Origin of the sequence: Nonomuraea sp. LP-02, from assembly GCF_036289125.1 — a bacterium.
In the GTDB taxonomy this organism is placed as follows: domain Bacteria; phylum Actinomycetota; class Actinomycetes; order Streptosporangiales; family Streptosporangiaceae; genus Nonomuraea; species Nonomuraea bangladeshensis.
In genome coordinates, this window is record NZ_JAXCLK010000001.1 from 5,339,624 (window position 1) to 5,357,990 (window position 18,367).

The 18,367-nt window shown below is 72.0% G+C and carries 17 protein-coding genes and 1 pseudogene; 9 read left to right on the top strand and 9 right to left on the bottom strand.

The features are described 5' to 3' along the window. Positions 1 to 7: 7 nt before the first annotated feature. The 4 genes and pseudogenes from SMD20_RS48380 to SMD20_RS24735 all read right to left on the bottom strand — a co-directional run. Positions 8 to 102, bottom strand: a pseudogene (locus SMD20_RS48380) (carbohydrate ABC transporter permease); the annotation flags it as partial. A 118-nt stretch (positions 103 to 220) separates the two neighbouring features. Then, a complete protein-coding gene (locus SMD20_RS24725; protein ID WP_329585087.1) occupies positions 221 to 1,525 on the bottom strand; it encodes an ABC transporter substrate-binding protein in 1,305 nt (434 codons plus the stop codon). Positions 1,526 to 1,544: 19 nt separating this feature from the next. Further along, positions 1,545 to 3,830 (bottom strand): TIM-barrel domain-containing protein, encoded by a 2,286-nt coding sequence (locus SMD20_RS24730; protein ID WP_329585088.1) that lies wholly within the window; start codon positions 3,828 to 3,830, stop codon positions 1,545 to 1,547. Between the two features lie 140 nt (positions 3,831 to 3,970). Beyond that, positions 3,971 to 5,365 (bottom strand): NAD(P)H-quinone dehydrogenase, encoded by a 1,395-nt coding sequence (locus SMD20_RS24735; RefSeq protein WP_329585089.1) that lies wholly within the window; start codon positions 5,363 to 5,365, stop codon positions 3,971 to 3,973. A gap of 71 nt (positions 5,366 to 5,436) precedes the next feature. Between SMD20_RS24735 and SMD20_RS24740 the strand changes: the two genes are divergently transcribed. Next, complete coding sequence (locus SMD20_RS24740) at positions 5,437 to 5,883, top strand: gamma-glutamylcyclotransferase (protein WP_329585090.1); 447 nt, start codon at positions 5,437 to 5,439, stop codon at positions 5,881 to 5,883. Between the two features lie 4 nt (positions 5,884 to 5,887). On the opposite strand, the gene SMD20_RS24745 is transcribed toward SMD20_RS24740, so the two are convergent. Next, positions 5,888 to 7,192 carry an MFS transporter gene (locus SMD20_RS24745; protein ID WP_329585091.1) on the bottom strand — a complete coding sequence of 435 codons (1,305 nt, stop codon included), beginning with the start codon at positions 7,190 to 7,192 and terminating at the stop codon, positions 5,888 to 5,890. 109 nt (positions 7,193 to 7,301) lie between these two features. On the opposite strand from SMD20_RS24745, the gene SMD20_RS24750 reads away from it, so the two are divergent. The 7 genes from SMD20_RS24750 to SMD20_RS24780 all read left to right on the top strand — a co-directional run bounded on the left by SMD20_RS24750 (position 7,302) and on the right by SMD20_RS24780 (position 14,982). Then, entirely contained in the window at positions 7,302 to 8,282 is a 981-nt protein-coding gene (locus SMD20_RS24750) for an Lrp/AsnC family transcriptional regulator (protein WP_329585092.1), read from the top strand. Then, positions 8,279 to 9,601, top strand: a complete 1,323-nt coding sequence (locus SMD20_RS24755; RefSeq protein ID WP_329585093.1) for a M20/M25/M40 family metallo-hydrolase — start codon at positions 8,279 to 8,281, stop codon at positions 9,599 to 9,601. The genes SMD20_RS24750 and SMD20_RS24755 overlap by 4 nt, the downstream gene beginning before the upstream one ends. 3 nt (positions 9,602 to 9,604) lie before the next feature. Then, entirely contained in the window at positions 9,605 to 10,408 is an 804-nt protein-coding gene (locus SMD20_RS24760) for a purine-nucleoside phosphorylase (protein ID WP_329585094.1), read from the top strand. Then, positions 10,405 to 12,033 carry a phospho-sugar mutase gene (locus tag SMD20_RS24765; RefSeq protein ID WP_329585095.1) on the top strand — a complete coding sequence of 543 codons (1,629 nt, stop codon included), beginning with the start codon at positions 10,405 to 10,407 and terminating at the stop codon, positions 12,031 to 12,033. Before SMD20_RS24760 ends, SMD20_RS24765 begins: the two co-directional genes overlap by 4 nt. Positions 12,034 to 12,114: 81 nt before the next feature. Next, positions 12,115 to 12,807: a TetR/AcrR family transcriptional regulator gene (locus SMD20_RS24770; protein WP_329585099.1), complete on the top strand. Its 693-nt coding sequence runs from the start codon at positions 12,115 to 12,117 to the stop codon at positions 12,805 to 12,807. Continuing rightward, a complete protein-coding gene (locus SMD20_RS24775) occupies positions 12,767 to 14,245 on the top strand; it encodes a class I adenylate-forming enzyme family protein (RefSeq protein WP_329585100.1) in 1,479 nt (492 codons plus the stop codon). The genes SMD20_RS24770 and SMD20_RS24775 overlap by 41 nt, the downstream gene beginning before the upstream one ends. Continuing rightward, positions 14,242 to 14,982, top strand: coding sequence for an enoyl-CoA hydratase/isomerase family protein (locus SMD20_RS24780; protein ID WP_329585111.1), 741 nt, complete (start codon positions 14,242 to 14,244; stop codon positions 14,980 to 14,982). The genes SMD20_RS24775 and SMD20_RS24780 overlap by 4 nt, the downstream gene beginning before the upstream one ends. Positions 14,983 to 15,000: 18 nt before the next feature. Here the strand turns inward: SMD20_RS24780 and SMD20_RS24785 are convergent, their stop codons facing one another. The 4 genes from SMD20_RS24785 to SMD20_RS24800 are packed head-to-tail and all read right to left on the bottom strand — an operon-like array spanning position 15,001 to position 17,760. After that, positions 15,001 to 15,639 (bottom strand): hypothetical protein, encoded by a 639-nt coding sequence (locus SMD20_RS24785; RefSeq protein WP_329585113.1) that lies wholly within the window; start codon positions 15,637 to 15,639, stop codon positions 15,001 to 15,003. Then, positions 15,636 to 16,709, bottom strand: coding sequence for an adenosine deaminase (locus SMD20_RS24790; RefSeq protein ID WP_329585114.1), 1,074 nt, complete (start codon positions 16,707 to 16,709; stop codon positions 15,636 to 15,638). Before SMD20_RS24790 ends, SMD20_RS24785 begins: the two co-directional genes overlap by 4 nt. A gap of 24 nt (positions 16,710 to 16,733) precedes the next feature. After that, a complete protein-coding gene (locus SMD20_RS24795) occupies positions 16,734 to 17,084 on the bottom strand; it encodes a cupin domain-containing protein (RefSeq protein ID WP_329585116.1) in 351 nt (116 codons plus the stop codon). Positions 17,085 to 17,088: 4 nt separating this feature from the next. Then, positions 17,089 to 17,760, bottom strand: a complete 672-nt coding sequence (locus SMD20_RS24800) for an AMIN-like domain-containing (lipo)protein (protein WP_329585118.1) — start codon at positions 17,758 to 17,760, stop codon at positions 17,089 to 17,091. A 195-nt stretch (positions 17,761 to 17,955) separates the two neighbouring features. Between SMD20_RS24800 and SMD20_RS24805 the strand changes: the two genes are divergently transcribed. Continuing rightward, entirely contained in the window at positions 17,956 to 18,351 is a 396-nt protein-coding gene (locus SMD20_RS24805; RefSeq protein ID WP_329585120.1) for a MarR family winged helix-turn-helix transcriptional regulator, read from the top strand. Positions 18,352 to 18,367: the final 16 nt, after the last annotated feature.

Genomic DNA, 18,367 nt, shown 5'->3' on the forward strand with positions numbered 1-18,367 from the left:
CCACGATCAGCCCCACGTTGTGCTGGAACGACTGCCAGAACCGCTCGTCCTGCAGCAGCCGGGCGTAGTTGTCGAACCCGACCCAGCGCGGCGTGCCCACCCCGGACCAGCGGGTGAGGCTCGCGCCTGCGTTCATCAGGAACGGCACGACGATCACGGCCGTGAACAGGACGAGGCTGGGGACCAGGTAGAGCCAGTATCCCCTCGTGCGCACGCTCATTCAGTTGCCAATGTCGGCGAGGTTGTCCTCGTACGGCCCCGCGATCTCGTCCAGCACCTGCTCGGGCGTCTTGCTGCCGTTGATGAGGTTCTGGACGCCGGCCACCAGGACGTCGTAGTAGCCGGGGGCCGGCCAGTCGGGGTAGAAGGCCAGGCCGTCGGTGCTGGTGAGCTTGTTGAAGGTCTCGATCAGCTCCTTGCTCCGCGCGTCGGTGATCGCGGCCGGGTCGGCGGCCACGGGCAGCCCGCCGGAGTTGCCGAGCAGGTTCTGGATGTCCTTGCTCATGGTGATGTCGATGAAGTCGTAGGCCAGGTCCTTGTTCTCCGACTTCTCGGGGACGATCCACAGGTTGCCGCTGGAACCGGGCGAGAGCGTGGCGCCGGGGAACAGGAAGTGCCCCCACTCGAAGTCCTTGATCGTGGAGGCGACGCGGCCGTACCACCAGCTCCCGCTGATCATCATCGGGAACTTGCCGTTCATGAACGCCACGCCCATGTCCTCGGCCTTGAGGCCGGAGGAGTTCTTGGCGATGTAGCCCTTCTTCACCCAGTCGGCGAAGGTCTGCGCGCCGTAGGTGAACTCGGGACCGTGGAAGTCCACCTTGCCCTGGTAGGACTGGAACGCCGACAGCCACGGCTTCTGCGCCTTGGTGAGCGCGAGCTGGTAGAGGATCTGCTGCGCCGGGTACTCGGCGCCGGCGTTGGCGATGGGCGTCACGCCCGCCTTGACGAAGGTGTCCAGGGCCGCCGTGAACTCCTCGAACGAGGTCGGGACCTCCACCTTGTGCTTGGCGAACAGGTCCTTGTTGTAATAGACCATCACGAACTCGCCGTAGTTGGGGACGCCGTACCAGTTGCCGTTGCCCATGACGCCGCGGTCGTCGTACTTGGCGGTGGTCTGGAGGCCGCCGGGCAGGAGCTTGTCCCAGCCGCGCTTGGCGGCCTCCTCGGTGAGGTCGGTCAGCAGGCCCTGCTTGGACAGCAGCCCGGCGGTGGCGTTGCCCTTGTTGTACTCCATGATGTCGGGCGCCTCGTCGGAGTTCAGCACCATGCTGGCCGTCTTCTGGATCTGCTCGAAGCCCTTGGCCTCGAACTGGACCTTCACATTGGGGTGCGACGCCTCGAACTTCTTGATCGCCTCGTCCCACGCCTTGCCCATGGCGCTGTCGGCGCTCTCGTAGTGCCAGAGCTTCAGCACGCGCGGCTGGGAGCTCGACGCGGGCGCGGGGGTCTCCGAGCCCGAGCCGCAGGCCGACAGGACCAGGACCGCGGCGGCCAGCACCGCGGCGCCTCTGAATCTCACCATGATCCCTCCAAGGGGGGTGTTACTGAAGGACGGCCCGGGCGGGAGCTCCGGCCACCGGGACGATCTCGATCCCGGTGACGCGCTTCGGGCCGGTGACGGCGACGCGCAGCTCGTCGCCGTGCCTGGTGGCGACGGCGAACGTCACGCCGTCCTCGTCGTGCACGCTGGTCGTGCCGTCACCGCCCCCGAAGGCGACGAGCGTGATCTCCTCCGGCACGGTCACGGTGTCGCCCGCGTCGGTGACGGGGATGAGCGCGCCGTGCCGGACGTACAGGGGGATCTGGTCGAGCGGCTTGGCGGCGGTGACGTACCGGCCGCCGCCCAGGGTGTCGCCGGTCCAGTAGTCGATCCACGTGCCGCGCGGCAGGTAGACCTGGCGGACGCCCTCCGGCGAGGTCATGGGGGCGACGAGCAGGTCAGGGCCGAGCAGGTACTCCAGGTCGGCCTGCCAGGCGACCGGGTCCTCGGGGAAGTCCACGCAGAGGGCCCGCATCATGGGCGCGCCGGTGGCCGCCGCCTCGACGGCCGCCGAGTAGAGGTAGGGCATGAGCCGGTAGCGCAGCTTGAGCGCGGCCACGGCCTGCTCCTCGACGGCGGGGAACTCCCACGGCTCGCGGGTGGTCGTGCCGTGCAGGCGGATCAGCGGGGACAGGGCGCCGAACTGGGTCCAGCGGACGTACAGGTCGTCGCTGGGGCGGCCGGTGAAGCCGCCGGCGTCGTGGCTCCAGAACGGCACGCCGGACAGGCCGTGCGCGAGCCCGCCCCTGATCGTGCTGCCCATGGCGGCGTAGCTGGTGTAGGTGTCGCCGTTCCACTGGGCGCTGTGGCGCTGCCCGCCCAGGTACGACGAGCGCGCCCACACGAGGGAGTGCCCGTTGACCTCGCGGGTGACGTCGGCGACGGCGTCGTTGAACAGCAGGGTGTAGACGTTGTGCAGGTCGGTGCCGGTCATGCCGTTGGCGGCGACGGCGTCGGCGGGGACGCCCTCGGCGAAGTCGGTCTTGAAGGCGTCCACGCCCTGGCGCAGCAGGTCGCGCAGCAGCCCCTGGAACCAGGCGACGGCGGCCGGGTTGGTCAGGTCGACGATGCCGCAGGCGGGGAAGGAGCCGTGCCAGCAGTCGGCGACGTACGGCTCGCCATGCTCATTTTTCAAGAAATATCCGGCGTCGGCGGCCGGCCCGAACGCCGGGCTCAGGTGCGACACGTACGGGTTCATCCACAGGCAGACCTTGAACCCCATCCCGTGCAGCTCGTCCAGCATCCGCTCCGGCTCGGGGAAGTTGACCGGGTCCCACCGCAGGTCCGACCAGTGCCCGTCGCTCTGCCAGTACGTGTCCAGATGCAGCACGTCGCACGGGATGCCACGCTCCCTGATCGTGCGCGCCCGGTTCAGCACCCGCTCCTGGCTGTCCACGCAGAACCCGGAGGAGATCCAGGTGCCGAACGCCCACTTCGGCGGCAGTGCGGGCCGGCAGGTCAGCCGGTCGTAGCGGTCGAGGATCTCCGGCGGCGTCGGCCCGGCGATCACGTAGTAGTCGAGGACGTCGTCGGGCACCACCAGCTGCACCACGCTGTGCGTGGACTGGCAGACGTCGAACTCGCTCGGCGCGCCGCTGTCGAGCAGCACGCCGTAGCCGCGGCTGGACAGGTAGAGGGGGACGTTCTTGTAGGCGCGCGGCGACTCCGCGCCGAAGGCGTCGAAGTTCCACATGAGCGGCCGCTGCCCGCGCTTGTCCAGCCGAGTGAAGGACTCCCCGAAGCCGGTGAACGCCTCGTCGGGCGCGGCGGCGAAGCTCTCGTGATAGGCGACGGCGCTCCCGCCCGCGCTGGAGCGGCCGAACGGCAGCGTGCGCAGCCGGCCGCTGATGTCGATGTGGCCGCGGTCCTGCTCGACGAGCGTGCGCCCGGCGGCGTCGGTGAAGCGCAGGTGCCACGGGGCGAGCCGGATCTCGGCCCGGAGCGGGCCCGCGTCCACGACGATCGGCTCGCCGGGCGTGACCCCGGCACGGGCCCCTGAGTACGTGCCGGGGTTCACCAGCTCGATGGCCGCCGCCGAGCGGGGGCGGGCCGCCGCGTCCTCCGACAGCCGCACCCGGATCACGCCCTCGCCGGCCACGCCCACCTGGACGACCAGCGTCTCCTCCGCCGTGGTGACCGCCTTGAGCATCACCTCGGCGCCGTCGGCCGCGACCAGCTCGGCCGAGGTCACCGCCGACAGGCCGCCCTCGCCTCGCGTACGGACCGGCAGCTCCGGCGGGTCCGCGACGAAGTACTCGTGCGCGACCAACGGGGGGCGATAGGGCATGGGAGCTCCTTTGAACGGCTGCGCCAACTCCGTGAGTTAGTTTGGTGCCCATACCAACAAACGTCAACGGTTGAGCGCGGCCGACGAGCACACGAAAACACCGCCGGGGGTCGGCCCCCGGCGGTGCGCGTGGAGTGAGGTCAGATGCCCGAGTCGGTCTGCGGCTGCATGAGGCGGCGGGCGGCCTCGGTGATCGAGCCGGACAGCGACGGGTAGACCGCGAAGGTGTGCGCGAGCTGATCGACCGTCAGCCGCTGCTGCACGGCCACCGACACCGCGAGGATCAGCTCGGAGGCGCGCGGCGCCACCACGACCCCGCCGAGCACGATGCCGGTGTGCGGGCGGCAGAACACCTTGACGAAGCCGTCGTTGAAGCCCTGCATCTTGGCCCGCGCGTTGGTGGCCAGCGGCAGCTTGACGACGTTGGCCTCGATCTCGCCGGCCTCGATGGCCCGCTGCGCCACGCCGACGGCCGCGATCTCGGGGTCGGTGAAGATGTTGGAGGCCACGGTGGCCAGCCGCAGCGGCTGCACGGCCTCGCCGAGCGCGTGCCACACCGCGATGCGGCCCTGCATGGCGGCGACCGAGGCCAGCATGAGCACGCCCGTGCAGTCGCCGGCGGCGTACACGCCGGGCGCGGAGGTGCGCGAGACCTTGTCGACCTTGATGAAGCCGCCCCGGTCGAGCTGGACGCCGGCCTCCTCCAGGCCCATGCCGGAGGTGTTGGGGATCATGCCGACCGTCATCAGCGCGTGCGTGCCCTCGGCCGTGCGGCCGTCCTCCAGGGTGACCACGACGCCGTCGGCGGTGCGCTTGACGGAGGAGGCCCGGGAGCGGCCCATGACGTTCATGCCACGCCGGCGGTAGACCTCTTCGAGCACCTCGGCGCCGTCGGCGTCCTCGTTGGGCATCATCCGGTCGCGGCTGGAGACCAGCGTGACCTCCGAGCCGAGCGAGCGGTAGGCGCCGGCGAACTCGGCCCCGGTCACCCCGGAGCCGACCACGATCAGGTGCTCGGGCAGCTCCTCCAGGTCGTAGAGCTGCCGCCAGTTGAGTATGCGCTCGCCGTCGGGCTCGGCCCCCGGCAGCACGCGCGGCGTCGCGCCGGTCGCCACGAGCACCACGTCGGCCCTGATGGTGCGGTCGCCGGCCCGCACGACCTGCGGATCGACCAGCCGGCCGCGGGCCTTGATGATCTCGACGCCCTCGGCCTCGACCCGGGCCGCGATGTCGGCGGACTGGGCCCGCGCCAGCTCCTTGACCCGCTTGTTGACCAGCGGCAGATCGACGCCGACCGTGCCGGCGTCGCCGTCGAGACCGCCGTCGAAGGAGATGCCCAGCGAGGGCGCGTCGAGCAGCGCCTGCTTGCGGACGGAGGTCGCGATCAGCGTCTTGGACGGCACGCAGTCGGTCAGCACGCACGCGCCGCCGGGGCCGTCCTGCTCGACCATCGTGACCTGTCCGCCTAGCTGAGCGGCCACCAGCGCCGCCTCGTAGCCGCCTGGTCCGCCACCGATGATCACGATCCTCGTCACGTGTCCATTCTCGCGCATGCCACGGCGTGACATCGAACGGGTCGGCCCTCCAAGCGCTAGTCTTGGCTGCTGTGCCTGTGTACGCCGCCTACGGCAGCAACCTCGATCCAGAGCAGATGGCCATGCGCGCCCCGCACTCCCCGATCCGGGGTGTCGGCTGGTTGCCCGGCTGGCGGCTGACCTTCGGCGGGCACGACCCGGCCTGGGGCGGAGCGCTCGCCACGATCGTCGAGGACCCCGACGAGCACGTGTTCGTCGTCCTCTACGACGTGCCCGAGTGGGAGGAGACCTCGCTCGACCAGTGGGAGGGCGCGGTCCGCGGCGCCTATCACAAGGTGCGGCTGCGGGTCCAGACGCTCGACGGCGACGTGCTCGCCTGGTTCTACGTGCTCGACGGCTACGAGGGCGGCCTGCCATCCGCCCGCTACCTCGGCAGCCTCGCGGAGGCGGCCGAGCGGGCGGGCGCTCCCGACGACTACGTCAAGGAGCTGCGGGAGCGCCCCTGCACCTCGTTCTGAGGCCTCAGCTCAGCGGCTGGTCCTTGGTCTCGCGCAGCACGAAGACGTAGACCAGCGTGGAGATCAGCGCCAGCGCCGACATGTACCACGGGAAGAGGCCGGGGTTGCCGGCCTCCTGCAGCGCGGTGCCGATGAGCGGCGCGGTGCCGCCGAAGAGCGCCACGGTCAGCGAGTACGGGAACCCCGCCCCCGCCGCCCGCACCCGCGTCGGGAAGAGCTCGGCGTTGACCGCGGCCGAGATCGAGGTGAAGCAGCCGAGGAACACCATGCCGATGAGCTGCACGGCCAGCAGGCTGCCATAGGACGTGGTGAGCAGCCCGAGCAGCGGCACCGGCAGGATCAGGAACCCGAGCCCGAACGCGATCAGCATCGGCCGGCGCCCGATCCGGTCCGACAGCATGCCGAGCAGCGGCTGCAGGATCATGAAGAAGACCAGCGAGATGGTGCCGATCTGGAGCGAGTCCGCCTTGTCGAAGCCGACGGTGATCTGCGCGTAGGTCGGCAGGAAGCTGGTCCAGGTGTAGTACGCCACGGTGCCGGCGACCGTGATGCCGACGATGGTGGCCGCCGAGCGCGGGTGGTGCCTGAGGAACTCGAACATCCTCGGCCGCTCCGTCTCGCCCCGCCTGATGCCCTCCGCCACGGCCGAGGTCTCGTCGGCGCCCTTGCGGATCCACAGGCCCACGAGGCTGAGCACGGCGCCCACGACGAACGGGATCCGCCAGCCGTAGGAGCTCATGTCGCTCTCGGCGAGCGCCGTGGCCAGCAGCGCCGCCAGGCCGGAGGCGAGGAGCTGGCCGATGGTGGTGCTGACGTACTGGAAGCTGGAGAACAGGCCGCGCCGGCCGGGCGGGGCCGACTCCACCAGGAACGTGGTCGCGGCGGCGAACTCACCGCCCACCGACAGGCCCTGCACCAGCCGGGCGAGGGTCAGGATGATCGGCGCGAGCACGCCGACGGCCTCGTACGTCGGGGTCAGTCCGACCAGCAGCGAGCCCGCGCCCATCAGCACGATGGTGAACGTCATGGCGGACTTGCGGCCGTAGCGGTCGGCGAACGCGCCGACGAGCAGGCCGCCGAGCGGGCGCATGAAGAACCCGACCGCGAAGACCGCGAACGAGCTGAGCAGCGGCACCAGGCTGTTGGCCGCGCCGCTGGGGAAGACCTGGGAGGAGAAGTAGATCGCCAGGAAGGTGTAGGCGTACCAGTCGTACCACTCGACGACGTTGCCGATGCTCGCCGCCATGAGCTGACGGACCCGGCTCTTGGGGATGCCGAGAGGTGATCGCGACAGAGGGGGTGTCGCCACGGAGGCTCCTTTGCTGACGGGTGCCTGATGGCTTACTGTGCAGGGGTAAGCGCGAATCAGTCAAATGTCTCGTAATTCTTTTACTTTCCCGACATGGGGAGGGTCGCGGGTGGACGTTCTCGACCGGCGCCTGGTCGCCGCTCTCCAGGTGAGCCCGCGCGCCTCGTGGGGCGAGATCGCCCGCGCCGTCGGCGAGCACGAGCGCACGGTCGCGCGCCGCCTCCAGCGCCTCATCGCCGAGGGCGTGGTCCGGGTCACGGCCATCTACGACGACTTCCGCACCGGGCACGGGCGGCCCGCGCACCTGCACGTCCACGTACGGCCGGGCAGCGCGCCCAAGGTCGCCGAGGCCCTGGCCGACCGGCCCGACACGCGCTCGGTCTACGCCCTGACCGGCGCGGCCGACCTCGGCTGCGAGCTGGTCTCGCCGTCGCGGGAGGCCCTGCACCGCACCCTGTCCACCGAGATCAGCGCCGTCGGCGGAGTGCTGCAGACACAGACGCAGGTCGTCCTCCACACCTTCCGCACCGTCGCCGAGTGGCACGCGCCCTACCTGACCGAGGAGGAGGTCGCCGAGCTGAGCCCGCCGCCGCCCCCGGACGCACTGCCCGACGTCGAACGGCTGACACCTCTGGAGCAGGAGATCGCCGAGCTGCTGACCGCCGACGGCCGCATCGCCTTCACCGCCGTCGCCGAACGCCTCGACGTGTCCGTGCCGACCGCCCGCCGCCGGGTCGCCTCCCTGCTGGAGCGGCGGCTGCTGCTGCCCCGCGCCGAGGTCGAGCCCGCGCTGCTCGGGCTGGAGGTGGAGGCCATGCTGTGGCTCAAGGTCCGGCCGTACGCGCTGGACCTGGTCGGACAGCGGCTGGCCGGGCACCCCAACGTGCGCTACTGTGCCGCCACCTCGGGCACCCACTCCCTGATCGTCCAGGTGGTCACCGCCCACGAGGCCGACCTCTACCGTTTCATGACCGGCGTCGTCGGCTCGTACGACGAGATCGCCGACAGCGACCTGACCCTGATCACCCGCGCCTACAAGCGCGGCCACCTCCGCAAGTCCGGACTGCTCACCCTGGAGAAGACGACATGACATCTGCCGAGTCACTGACGCCCGCCGAGCAGGAGGTCGCCGACCTCTGCGTGGAGCTGATCCGCGTGGACAGCAGCAACTACGGGGACGGCAGCGGCCCCGGCGAGCGGGCCGCGGCCGAGGTCGTCATGGCGCGGCTGGCCGAGGTCGGCGTCGAGGCCACCTACGTGGAGAGCGAGCCCGGCCGCGGCAACGTCGTCACCCGCGTGGAGGGCACCGACCCGTCGCTGCCCGCGCTGCTCGTGCACGGCCACCTGGACGTGGTGCCGGCCAACGCCGCCGACTGGTCGGTGGACCCGTTCGCCGGGGAGGTGCGCGACGGCTACATCTGGGGCCGCGGCGCGGTGGACATGAAGGACATGGACGCCATGATGCTGGCCGTGCTGCGCCAGCTCAAGCGCGAGGGCCGGCGGCCCCGCCGCGACCTCGTCTTCGCCTGGGTGGCCGACGAGGAGGCCGGCGGCGTGTACGGCGCCAAACACCTCACCGCCCACCACCCCGAGCTGTTCGAGGGCGTCACCGAGGCGATCAGCGAGGTCGGCGGCTACTCGCTGGAGGTGGACCCGTCGCTGCGGCTCTACCTCATCGAGACCGCCCAGAAGGGCCTGGCCTGGATGAAGCTGATCGCCGACGGCACCGCCGGGCACGGCTCGATGCTCAACGGCGACAACGCGGTGACCGAGGTCGCCCGCGCGGTGGCGCGGATCGGTGAGCACGACTGGCCGCTCACGTACACGCCGACCGTGCGCACCTTCCTCACCGAGGTGGCGGACGCCTTCGGGATCCCGTTCGACGAGGACGACCCCCAGCCGGTGCTGGACGAGATCGGGCCGCTGGTGCGGTTCGTGGGCGCGACGCTCCGCAACACCACGAACCCCACCCAGCTCACCGCCGGCTACAAGTCCAACGTCATCCCCGGCCAGGCCACGGCGGTGATCGACGGACGCTTCCTGCCCGGCTTCGAGCAGGACTTCTTCAAGACGATCGACTCCCTCCTCGGGCCGAAGGTGCGGCGCGAGTTCATCCACCACGACATCGCGCTGGAGACGTCGTTCGACGGGGCGCTGGTGGAGTCCATGATCGCGGCGCTGAAGGCCGAGGACCCGACGGCGCGGGCGATCCCCTACTGCATGTCGGGCGGCACGGACAACAAGACGTTCTTCGCCGACCTGGAGGTGCGCGGGTTCGGGTTCGTGCCGCTGCGCCTGCCCGCCGGGATGGACTTCGCGGCGATGTTCCACGGCGTGGACGAGCGGGTGCCGGTCGAGGCGCTGCAGTTCGGCGTTCGGGTGCTGGACAGGCTGCTCCTAAACTACTGAGATGTGAGCAAAGACGCATACACCCTGGCCAGTGAGGCCGCCGCGGCGTTGCACGCCGCGACCGGCCTCGACACCTTCGACGTGGCGCTCGTCATGGGGTCGGGGTGGGTGCCCGCCGCCGACGCGATCGGTGAGACGGTGAGCGAGGTCCCGTTCACGGACCTGCCCGGGTTCCGGGCTCCGGCGGTGGCCGGGCACGGCGGCAAGATCCGCGTCGTGCGCACCGCCGCCGGGCGGCACGCCCTGGTCTTCCTCGGGCGCACGCACCTCTACGAGGGTCTCGGCGTGGACGCCGTCGTGCACGGCGTGCGCACCGCCGCGGCGGCCGGCGTGCGCACGCTCGTGCTCACCAACGCCGCGGGCGGCCTGCGGCCCGAGACGCAGGACGTCGGCGACCCGGTCCTGATCAGCGACCACATCAACCTCACCGGCGCCAACCCGATCACCGGCACGACCTTCATCGACCTCACCGAGGTCTACTCCAGCCGCCTGCGCGCCCTGGTCCGCGAGGTGGACCCGACCCTCGCCGACGGCGTCTACGTCGCCTTCCGGGGGCCGACGTACGAAACGCCCGCCGAGATCCGCATGCTGCGCACCCTTGGCGGGGACATGGTCGGCATGTCCACCGTGCTTGAGGCCATCGCCGCCCGCGAGGCGAACCTGGAAGTGCTCGGCGTCTCCCTCGTCACCAACCCCGGCGCGGGCCTGGCGGGCGAGCCGCTGAACCACGAGGAGGTCCTGGAGGTCGGCCGGGCCACGGCCGCCCGCATGGGCGTGCTGCTGGCCAAGGTGGTGGACAAGCTGTGAACCTGATCGAGCGGGCGCTCGCCTGGCTGGCGCAGGACCCCGACCCCGACACCCGGGCCGAGCTGGGCACGCTGATCGAGCGCGAATACCTCGACGAGCTGCTGGACCGCTTCGGCGCCAAGCTGGAGTTCGGCACCGCCGGGCTGCGCGGCGAGCTGGGCGCCGGGCCCAACCGGATGAACCGCGTGACCGTCATGCGCGCCGCCGCCGGGCTCGCCGCGGTGCTCGGGCCCGGCAAGCACGTCGTCATCGGCTACGACGCCCGGCACAAGTCCGACGTGTTCGCCCGCGACACCGCCGCCGTGCTGACCGGCGCGGGGCTGCACGCCACCCTGCTGCCCTGCCCGCTGCCGACGCCCGTCCTCGCCTTCGCCGTCCGCCACCTGGGTGCCGACGCCGGGGTGATGGTGACGGCCAGCCACAACCCGCCGCGCGACAACGGCTACAAGGTCTACTGGGGCGACGGCTCGCAGATCGTGCCGCCGATCGACAGCCGCATCTCGGCCGCCATCGACGCGGTCGGCCCGGTCGACCAGCTCCCGCTCGGCGCCCCCGGCACGCTGACCGAGCTGGGCGAGGGCATCGTGGACGACTACCTCGACGCGGTCGCGGCGCTGCCGCTGGGGGACGCCCGCGACCTGCGGGTGGCGTACACGCCGCTGCACGGGGTGGGCGCGGCCACGCTCACAGGGGCGTTCCTGGCCGCCGGCTTCCCCTCGCCGATGTCGGTCGAGGAGCAGCGCGACCCCGACCCCGACTTCCCGACCGTCGCCTTCCCCAACCCGGAGGAGCCGGGCGCGATGGACCTCGCCGTCGCCCTGGCCGCCGCCACGGGCGCCGACCTGGTGCTGGCCAACGACCCGGACGCCGACCGGTGCGCGGTCGGCGTGCCGCTGCCCGGCGGCGGCTGCCGCATGCTGACCGGCGACGAGGTCGGCGGGCTGCTGGCCGAGCACGTGATCACGCACACCACCGGCGACCGCATGGTGGCCACCACGATCGTCTCCTCCACCCTGCTCGGCAAGATCGCCGTCGCGCACGGCGTCCGGTACGGCGAGACGCTGACCGGCTTCAAGTGGATCATCAAGGCCGGCCCCGGCCTGGTGTTCGGCTACGAGGAGGCCATCGGCTACAGCGTCGGCTCCGACGCCGGGCTGCCGGTCCACGACAAGGACGGCATCGGCGCCGCCCTGACCGTGGCGGCCATCGCCGCCGCCGCCAAGCGCGACGGCCGCACCCTGCTGGACCTGCTGGACGACCAGGCCCGCCGCTACGGCCTGCACGCCACGACGCAGCTCTCCTTCCGCGTCGCCGAGCTCTCCCAGATCGCCGGCGCGATGGACCGGCTGCGCGCCGAGCCTCCGGCGGAGCTGGGCGGGCGCAAGGTCCTGGCGGCGGACGACCTGGCCGAGGGCGCGGGCGGCCTGCCGCCCACGGACGGCCTGCGCTACCGGCTGGAGGGCGACGCCCGCGTGGTGGTCCGCCCGTCGGGCACCGAGCCCAAGCTGAAGTGCTACCTGGAGGTCGTCGTCCCGGTGACGGGCGAGGTCACCGAGGCCCGCGCCACGGCCACCGCCGCGCTCAACGCCGTCGGAGCCGATCTCACGGTCGCCCTCGGGCTCTGAGCCTCCCGATCTATGGCGATTCGCCATGGATTGAGGTATTTTCGCGGCAGAGGTACGACCGAACGTTCGGTAGGAGCCGTGATGGACCTCAAGGACCGGGACGCGGACGCGAGCCGGCGCATCAGAACGGCGGCGGTGCTGCTGTTCGCCCGGCGCGGCTACGCCGCCACCAGCGTCCGTGACCTGGCCCGCGAGGTCGGCATGACCAACGCCGGCGTCTACCACCACGTGGCGAGCAAGGAGGCCCTGCTCGCCGACCTCATGCGGGGCGCGCAGCAGGGGCTCATCGACGCCACCGAACGCATGCTGCGGGGCGTCCACGCCCCCGCCGACCGCCTGGCCCTGCTGATCAGCTCGCTCACCGCCACCCACGCCCTCAGCCCCATGACGACCCGGGTCATGGACGGCGAGCTCCGCTCCCTGACCCCCGGCTCCCCCGCCCGCGACGAGATCATCGGCCTGCGCGACGCCTACGAGGACCACTGGAGGCGCGCCATCGCCGACGGCGTCGCGGGCGGCGCCTTCCGCATCGCCGACCAGCGGCTCACCCGCCTCGCCCTCATGTCCATGTGCACCGGCACCAGCGAGTGGTACCGCCCCGACGGGGACTCCACGCTGGAGCAGGTGTGCGCGGAGTTCGTGGCGATCGGGCTGGCCGCCGTACGCGCCTCCGTCCGGGCCGCCGCCGCCCCCGACCTCACTCTGCTGCCCGAGTTCCCCTGGGAGCCGCCGCATGTCAGAAACGATCCCCCACCTGCTGAGGCAGGCCGCTGACCGGTACGGCCGCCGCGAGTTCCTCCGCTTCCCCGGTCACCCCTCACTTACCTTCGCCGACGCCGACGCCGCCACCGACCGGCTGGCCGGAGCGCTCGCCTCGCGCGGCGTCCGGCCCGGCGACCGGGTCGCGATCATGCTGGACAACGTCCCCGGCTGGCCGCTCACCTGGCTGGCGACACTCAAGGCGGGCGGCGTCGCGGTGCCGGTCAACGTCCGTTACCGGGCCGCCGACCTGGAGCACGTGCTGCGCGACTCCGGGGCCGTCGCCACCGTCACCACCGCCGGGTACGCCCCGCACGTCCCGGGTGCCGTGCACCTGTTCGACGCGCTCACCGACGACGCGCCCGCGCCCGGCGTCACCGCCCGGTCCGAGGACGTCGCCAACTTCCAGTACACCTCCGGCACGACCGGCTTCCCCAAGGCGTGCCTGCTCACCCACGACTACTGGCTGAGGACCGCGCGCATCGTCGCCGACGCCGTACGGCTGCGCGACGACGACGTGCTGATGATGGCGCAGGCGTACTCGTACATGGATCCGCAGTGGGCCACGCTGGTGTGCCTGGCCGGCGGGATCCCGCTGGTCGTGCTGCCGCGGTTCTCCGCCTCCGGCTTCTGGCCGGCGGCGCGGGAGCACGGGGCGACGCTCACGTACGTGCTGGGCACCATGCCCCTCCTGCTGCACAAGCAGCCGCCCGCCCCCGAGGACCGCGCCAACCGCATGCGCCTGGTGCTCTGCTCCGGCATCCGCCCCGACCTGCACCGGGAGTTCGAGGAGCGCTGGGGCGCGCCCTGGCGCGAGCTGTACGGCTCCACCGAGAGCGGCCCCGACCTGCTCGTCCCCGTGGACGACGCGGAGTGCGTCGGGACCGGCGGGATGGGCCTGCCGCCGCCCGGCAAGGAGGTCACGCTCGACGAGGAGACCGGCGAGATCCTGGTCCGTGGCCGGCCCATGATGCAGGGCTACTGGAACCATCCGGAGGCCACCGCCCGGGTCCTCCGCGACGGCTGGTACCACACCGGCGACCTCGGCGTCCGCGACGCCCGGGGCCAGATCGTGCACGCCGGGCGGATCAAGGACATGGTCCGCAGGGGCGGCGAGAACATCTCGTGCGCCGAGGTCGAGAACGTGCTCACCCAGCATCCGGCCGTGCTCCAGGCGGCGCTGGTGCCGATCCCTGACGAGCTGTGGGGCGAGCTGCCGAAGGCGTTCCTCCTGCTCCGCCCCGGCCACGCCGCCGACGCGGCCACGGCCAGGAGCGTGGCCGAGCACGCCAGGCAGCGGCTGGCCCGGTTCAAGGTGCCCGCCTACGTCGAGTTCGTCGAGGCGTTCTCGCTGACCCCGTCGGCCCGCATCGAGAAGCGCCACCTGCTCCCGCCCGGCCGCGACCAGCGCGCCGCGCCCGCCATCCCCGTCCTCCAGGAGGAGAGCCGATGATCGAGGTAACCGTCCGCGACGAGGTGGCCGTGATCACGCTGGCCCGCCCCGGCAAGCTGAACGCGCTCACCGCCGCCATGCGCGCCGACCTCGCCGCCGCCGTCCGCGAGCACGGCCGGAGCGGCAGGGGCATCGTGGTCACCGGCACGGGGCGGGCGTTCTCGGCCGGCGAGGACCTGCACGAGGCCGAAGGGCGCTCGCTCGTCGCCGAGGTGGAGCTGTTCCACGACATGACGAGGGCGGTGCTGGAGACCAGGGTGCCGGTCGTGGCCGCCGTCAACGGCCTGGCCGTGGGCGGGGCCGCCGAGTGGACGCTGTGCTTCGACGCCCGCATCGGCGTCGCGGCGGCCGAGTACTTCTTCCCCGAGAACCATATCGGCCTGTCGATCTCGAACGCCGCGAGCCTGCTGCTCCCCCGCCTGGCCGGCGGCGGCCGGGCGCTGCGGCTGGTGCTCGACTCGGCCCGGCTGGACGCGGCCGCCGCGCTCGCGTCCGGTCTGCTGGACGAGCTCGTCGCCCCGGAGGCGCTGGTGGACACGGCCGTGGCGCGGGCGCGGCGCTGGAGCGAGCCCGGCGCCGCCACCGCCGTGCACCTGGCGCTGCTGCGCCCGCCGATCGCCGAGGTCGAACGCGCCTTCGCCGCCGAAACCGCGGCCGCAGAACAGGTCGAGGCGAGCGGCATCGCCCAGGCGGGCATGGCCCGCTTCATCGAGTCGCGACGCCCCAGGGAACACTGACCGCCGGGGCGGCGGCGGTCAGGGGACGACGATCGCGACGATCACCAGCGCGAGGGCGGCGACCGCCGCCGCGATGACGTCGTAGGCCCACGTGGTGCGGACCTGGACCGGCTGCTCGCCGGTGCGGCGGCGGGCCGCCTCGGCGCGCTCGCGGATCTGGTCGCCCACCCAGTCGGCGTGGGTCCGGCCGGCCAGCGCCTCCTGCGCCGCCTGCTCGGCCCGGCTCACCGTCGGCTCGGTCGCGAACCGGCCCCGCCGCCCCGGGCTCGGCATGCCGCGCCGCTGGGCCTTGGCCCGCTCCCTGGCGCTGCTCATCGGCGTCCAGAGGCGCAGCACGCCGCCGCCACCATCGCCGCCGTCGCCCCCGCCGTGGTGGACGCTGATCGCGTGGGACACGGTGACGTCGTCGATCGCCGCCCACGGCACCCGGATCGTACGCAGCGGGTTGCGGCCCACCAGCTCGTGCTCGGTGAGCACGGTCGCGGGCCGCAGCGCGACGACGTAGACGACGACCGTCAGCACGGCCAGCACGGCGAGCGCCACCATCGACGCCTTGCCGGTGTACTTGTTGATCAGGTCGTAGACGTTGAAGGCGACGAACGCCAGCCAGAGCCACGCCATCACGAACGCGGACCTGGAGCGGTAGGTCTGCTTCACGGCTGCCACTTGAGCTGCGCGAACCCGGGCTTGATGCGCCCGTTGATGAGCGCCAGCCGCTCGTCGAACGGCAGGAACGCCGACTTCATGGCGTTGACCGTGAACCACTGCAGGTCGTCCCAGCCGTAGCCGAACGCCTCCACCAGCTTGGCGAACTCCAGCGACAGACTGGTGCGGCTCATCAGCCGGTTGTCGGTGTTGACCGTGACCCGGAAGTGCAGCCGCCGCAGCAGCCCGATCGGGTGCTCGGCGATGGACGCGGCGGCCCCGGTCTGCAGGTTGGACGTGGGGCACATCTCCAGCGGGATGCGCTTGTCGCGGACGTAGGCCGCCAGCCGCCCGAGCTTGGCGCCGCCGTCGTCGCCGACCGCGATGTCGTCGATGATGCGCACGCCGTGGCCGAGCCGGTCGGCGCCGCACCACTGGATGGCCTGCCAGATCGACGGCAGCCCGAACGCCTCGCCCGCGTGGATGGTGAAGTGGGCGTTCTCCCGCTGGAGGTATTCGAAGGCGTCGAGGTGCCGGGTGGGCGGGTAGCCGGCCTCGGCCCCGGCGATGTCGAAGCCCACCACGCCCACGTCGCGGTAGCGCACGGCCAGCTCGGCGATCTCCATGGACCTGGCCTGGTGACGCATGGCGGTCAGCAGCGTGCCGACCCGGATGCCCCGGCCGGCCGAGCCCCGCGCGAAGCCCTCCAGCACCGCCTCCACCACCTGGTCGAGGCTGAGCCCCGCGCTGGTGTGCTGCTCGGGCGCGAAGCGCACCTCGGCGTAGACGACGCCGTCGGCGGCGAGGTCCTCGGCGCACTCGGCGGCGACCCGCTCCAGCGACTCGCGCGTCTGCATGACGGCCACCGTGTGGTCGAACGTCTCCAGGTAGCGTTCGAGCGAGCCCGAGTCCGCGGCCTCCTCGAACCACTGCCGCAGCTGGTCGGAATCGGTCGTGGGCAGCCGGTCGTAGCCGGACTCCCTGGCCAGCTCGACGATCGTCTCGGCGCGGAGCCCGCCGTCGAGGTGATCGTGCAGCAGCACCTTGGGAGCCCGCCGGATGTCGTCAAGCTGAGGACTCATCAGGCCATGATATGACCAGCGGTGTCAGTCGCGGCCAGCGCTGTCGGGCGAGAACGCGGGCAGGCACACGGCGACGTACTCGGCGCCTTCGGGGCCGGCGCTGTAGCGGACCCGCTCGCCCGGCTCGGTGACCACCGACTGCCCGGCCGCGACCTCCGTCCGGCCGCCGTCGTGCTCGACGATCACCGAGCCGCGCAGGACGAGGGTGTACTCGGTGAACGACGGCGTCTGCGGCGGCTCCTCCCAGCCGGGCGGGGCGGTCATGTGGGCGATGGAGACCGCCTCGTCGCCGCTGTTGACGCGGCCGATGTGCTCGTCGATGAGCTTTCCGCCAGGGACGGGGATGCGGGCCGGGCCCTCGATCTTTCTCACCACGGGGTCAGTGTGCCACGTCGAGCACCAGCCGGTTCGGCCCGCCCTGCTCCTCGATCTGGAAGGCCGCCTGTCTGGCCAGCACCAGGCCGACGCCGACGCGGCCCTCGAAGTCGCCGGTGCGTACGACGTCGGTGAGGTTGCCGAGGTCGGCCGGGTAGACCGGGCCGCCCTTCCAGGTGGGCACGCCGTTCTCGTCGTGCGCGTGCGCGGGGAAGAGCGTGATCTGCAGGTACGCCCCGCCGCGCACGTCGATCCGGCGGCCGGAGCCGTCCTGCACGAACTCGTCCACCCACTTCACGTTGTAGCCGGGCACGTCGCCGTCGAGGTCGATGACGACCCGGTCGTAGGTGTCGTGGGCGGCGTAGCGGACGGAGGTCACGATGGCCGGGTCCATGCCGTCCCGGTCGACGTCCACCTCGCTGGTGCTGGTCGAGGTGCTGCCGCCGGAGACCGTGGATCCGCCCGGAAGGCCCTCGGACGGGTCCTCCGGCGGGTCCTCCGGCGAGTCCTCCCGCGGGTCTTCCGACGAGGACCTGGACGCGGGCGGGCCACCGGAGAGGGCGGTCTGGGTCGCCGGGCCGCACGCGGTGAGCACGGCGAGCGCGGCGATACCGGCGAGCTGGACGGCGACGCGGAGTCGCGACGGCCGGACGCCGGACGGGGATGACGGTCGCATGCCCGGTAAATGCCCACCGCGCGCCACCGCAAGCAGCGTTTCCCCTGATCGGAGGGCGTTTTTCCGGGCCCGCCGGACCGCCTGGATCCGCATATTTGCAGTCTTGCCCGGACGCCATGGCACAGAGCGATCATTATTATGCATGTGCATTAGATGCCATTGCATGATTTCTTGCCTGGTGATACTCTCCGCGACATGGACGAGCATGTCGTGGCCGAGGCCTGGCGTTACGTCCTGGCGACGCACGCCAAGGCCATGTGCGCGCTGGAACGCGAGCTGGGCGATCGGCACGGGCTCGGGCCGAGCGAGTTCGAGGTGCTCGACCGGATCGTCCACCATGACCGCAAGCTCCGGCTGCAGGAGCTCTGCGACGAGGTGCACCTGAGCCAGAGCGCGCTCTCGCGGGTGGTCGCGCGGCTGGAGAAGGCCGCGCTGGTCTCGCGCGACGCCTGCAGCTCCGACCGGCGCGGCGTCTTCGTGTGCATCACGCCGGAAGGACGCACGCGCCACGCCGCGGCGCTGCCGACGCAGCGCGCCGTCCTCCAGGAGATCTTCGCCGGGGCCCCCGCCCTCCCCGGCCTGGCGCGCTGAGCGCCGAGCCGGGAGG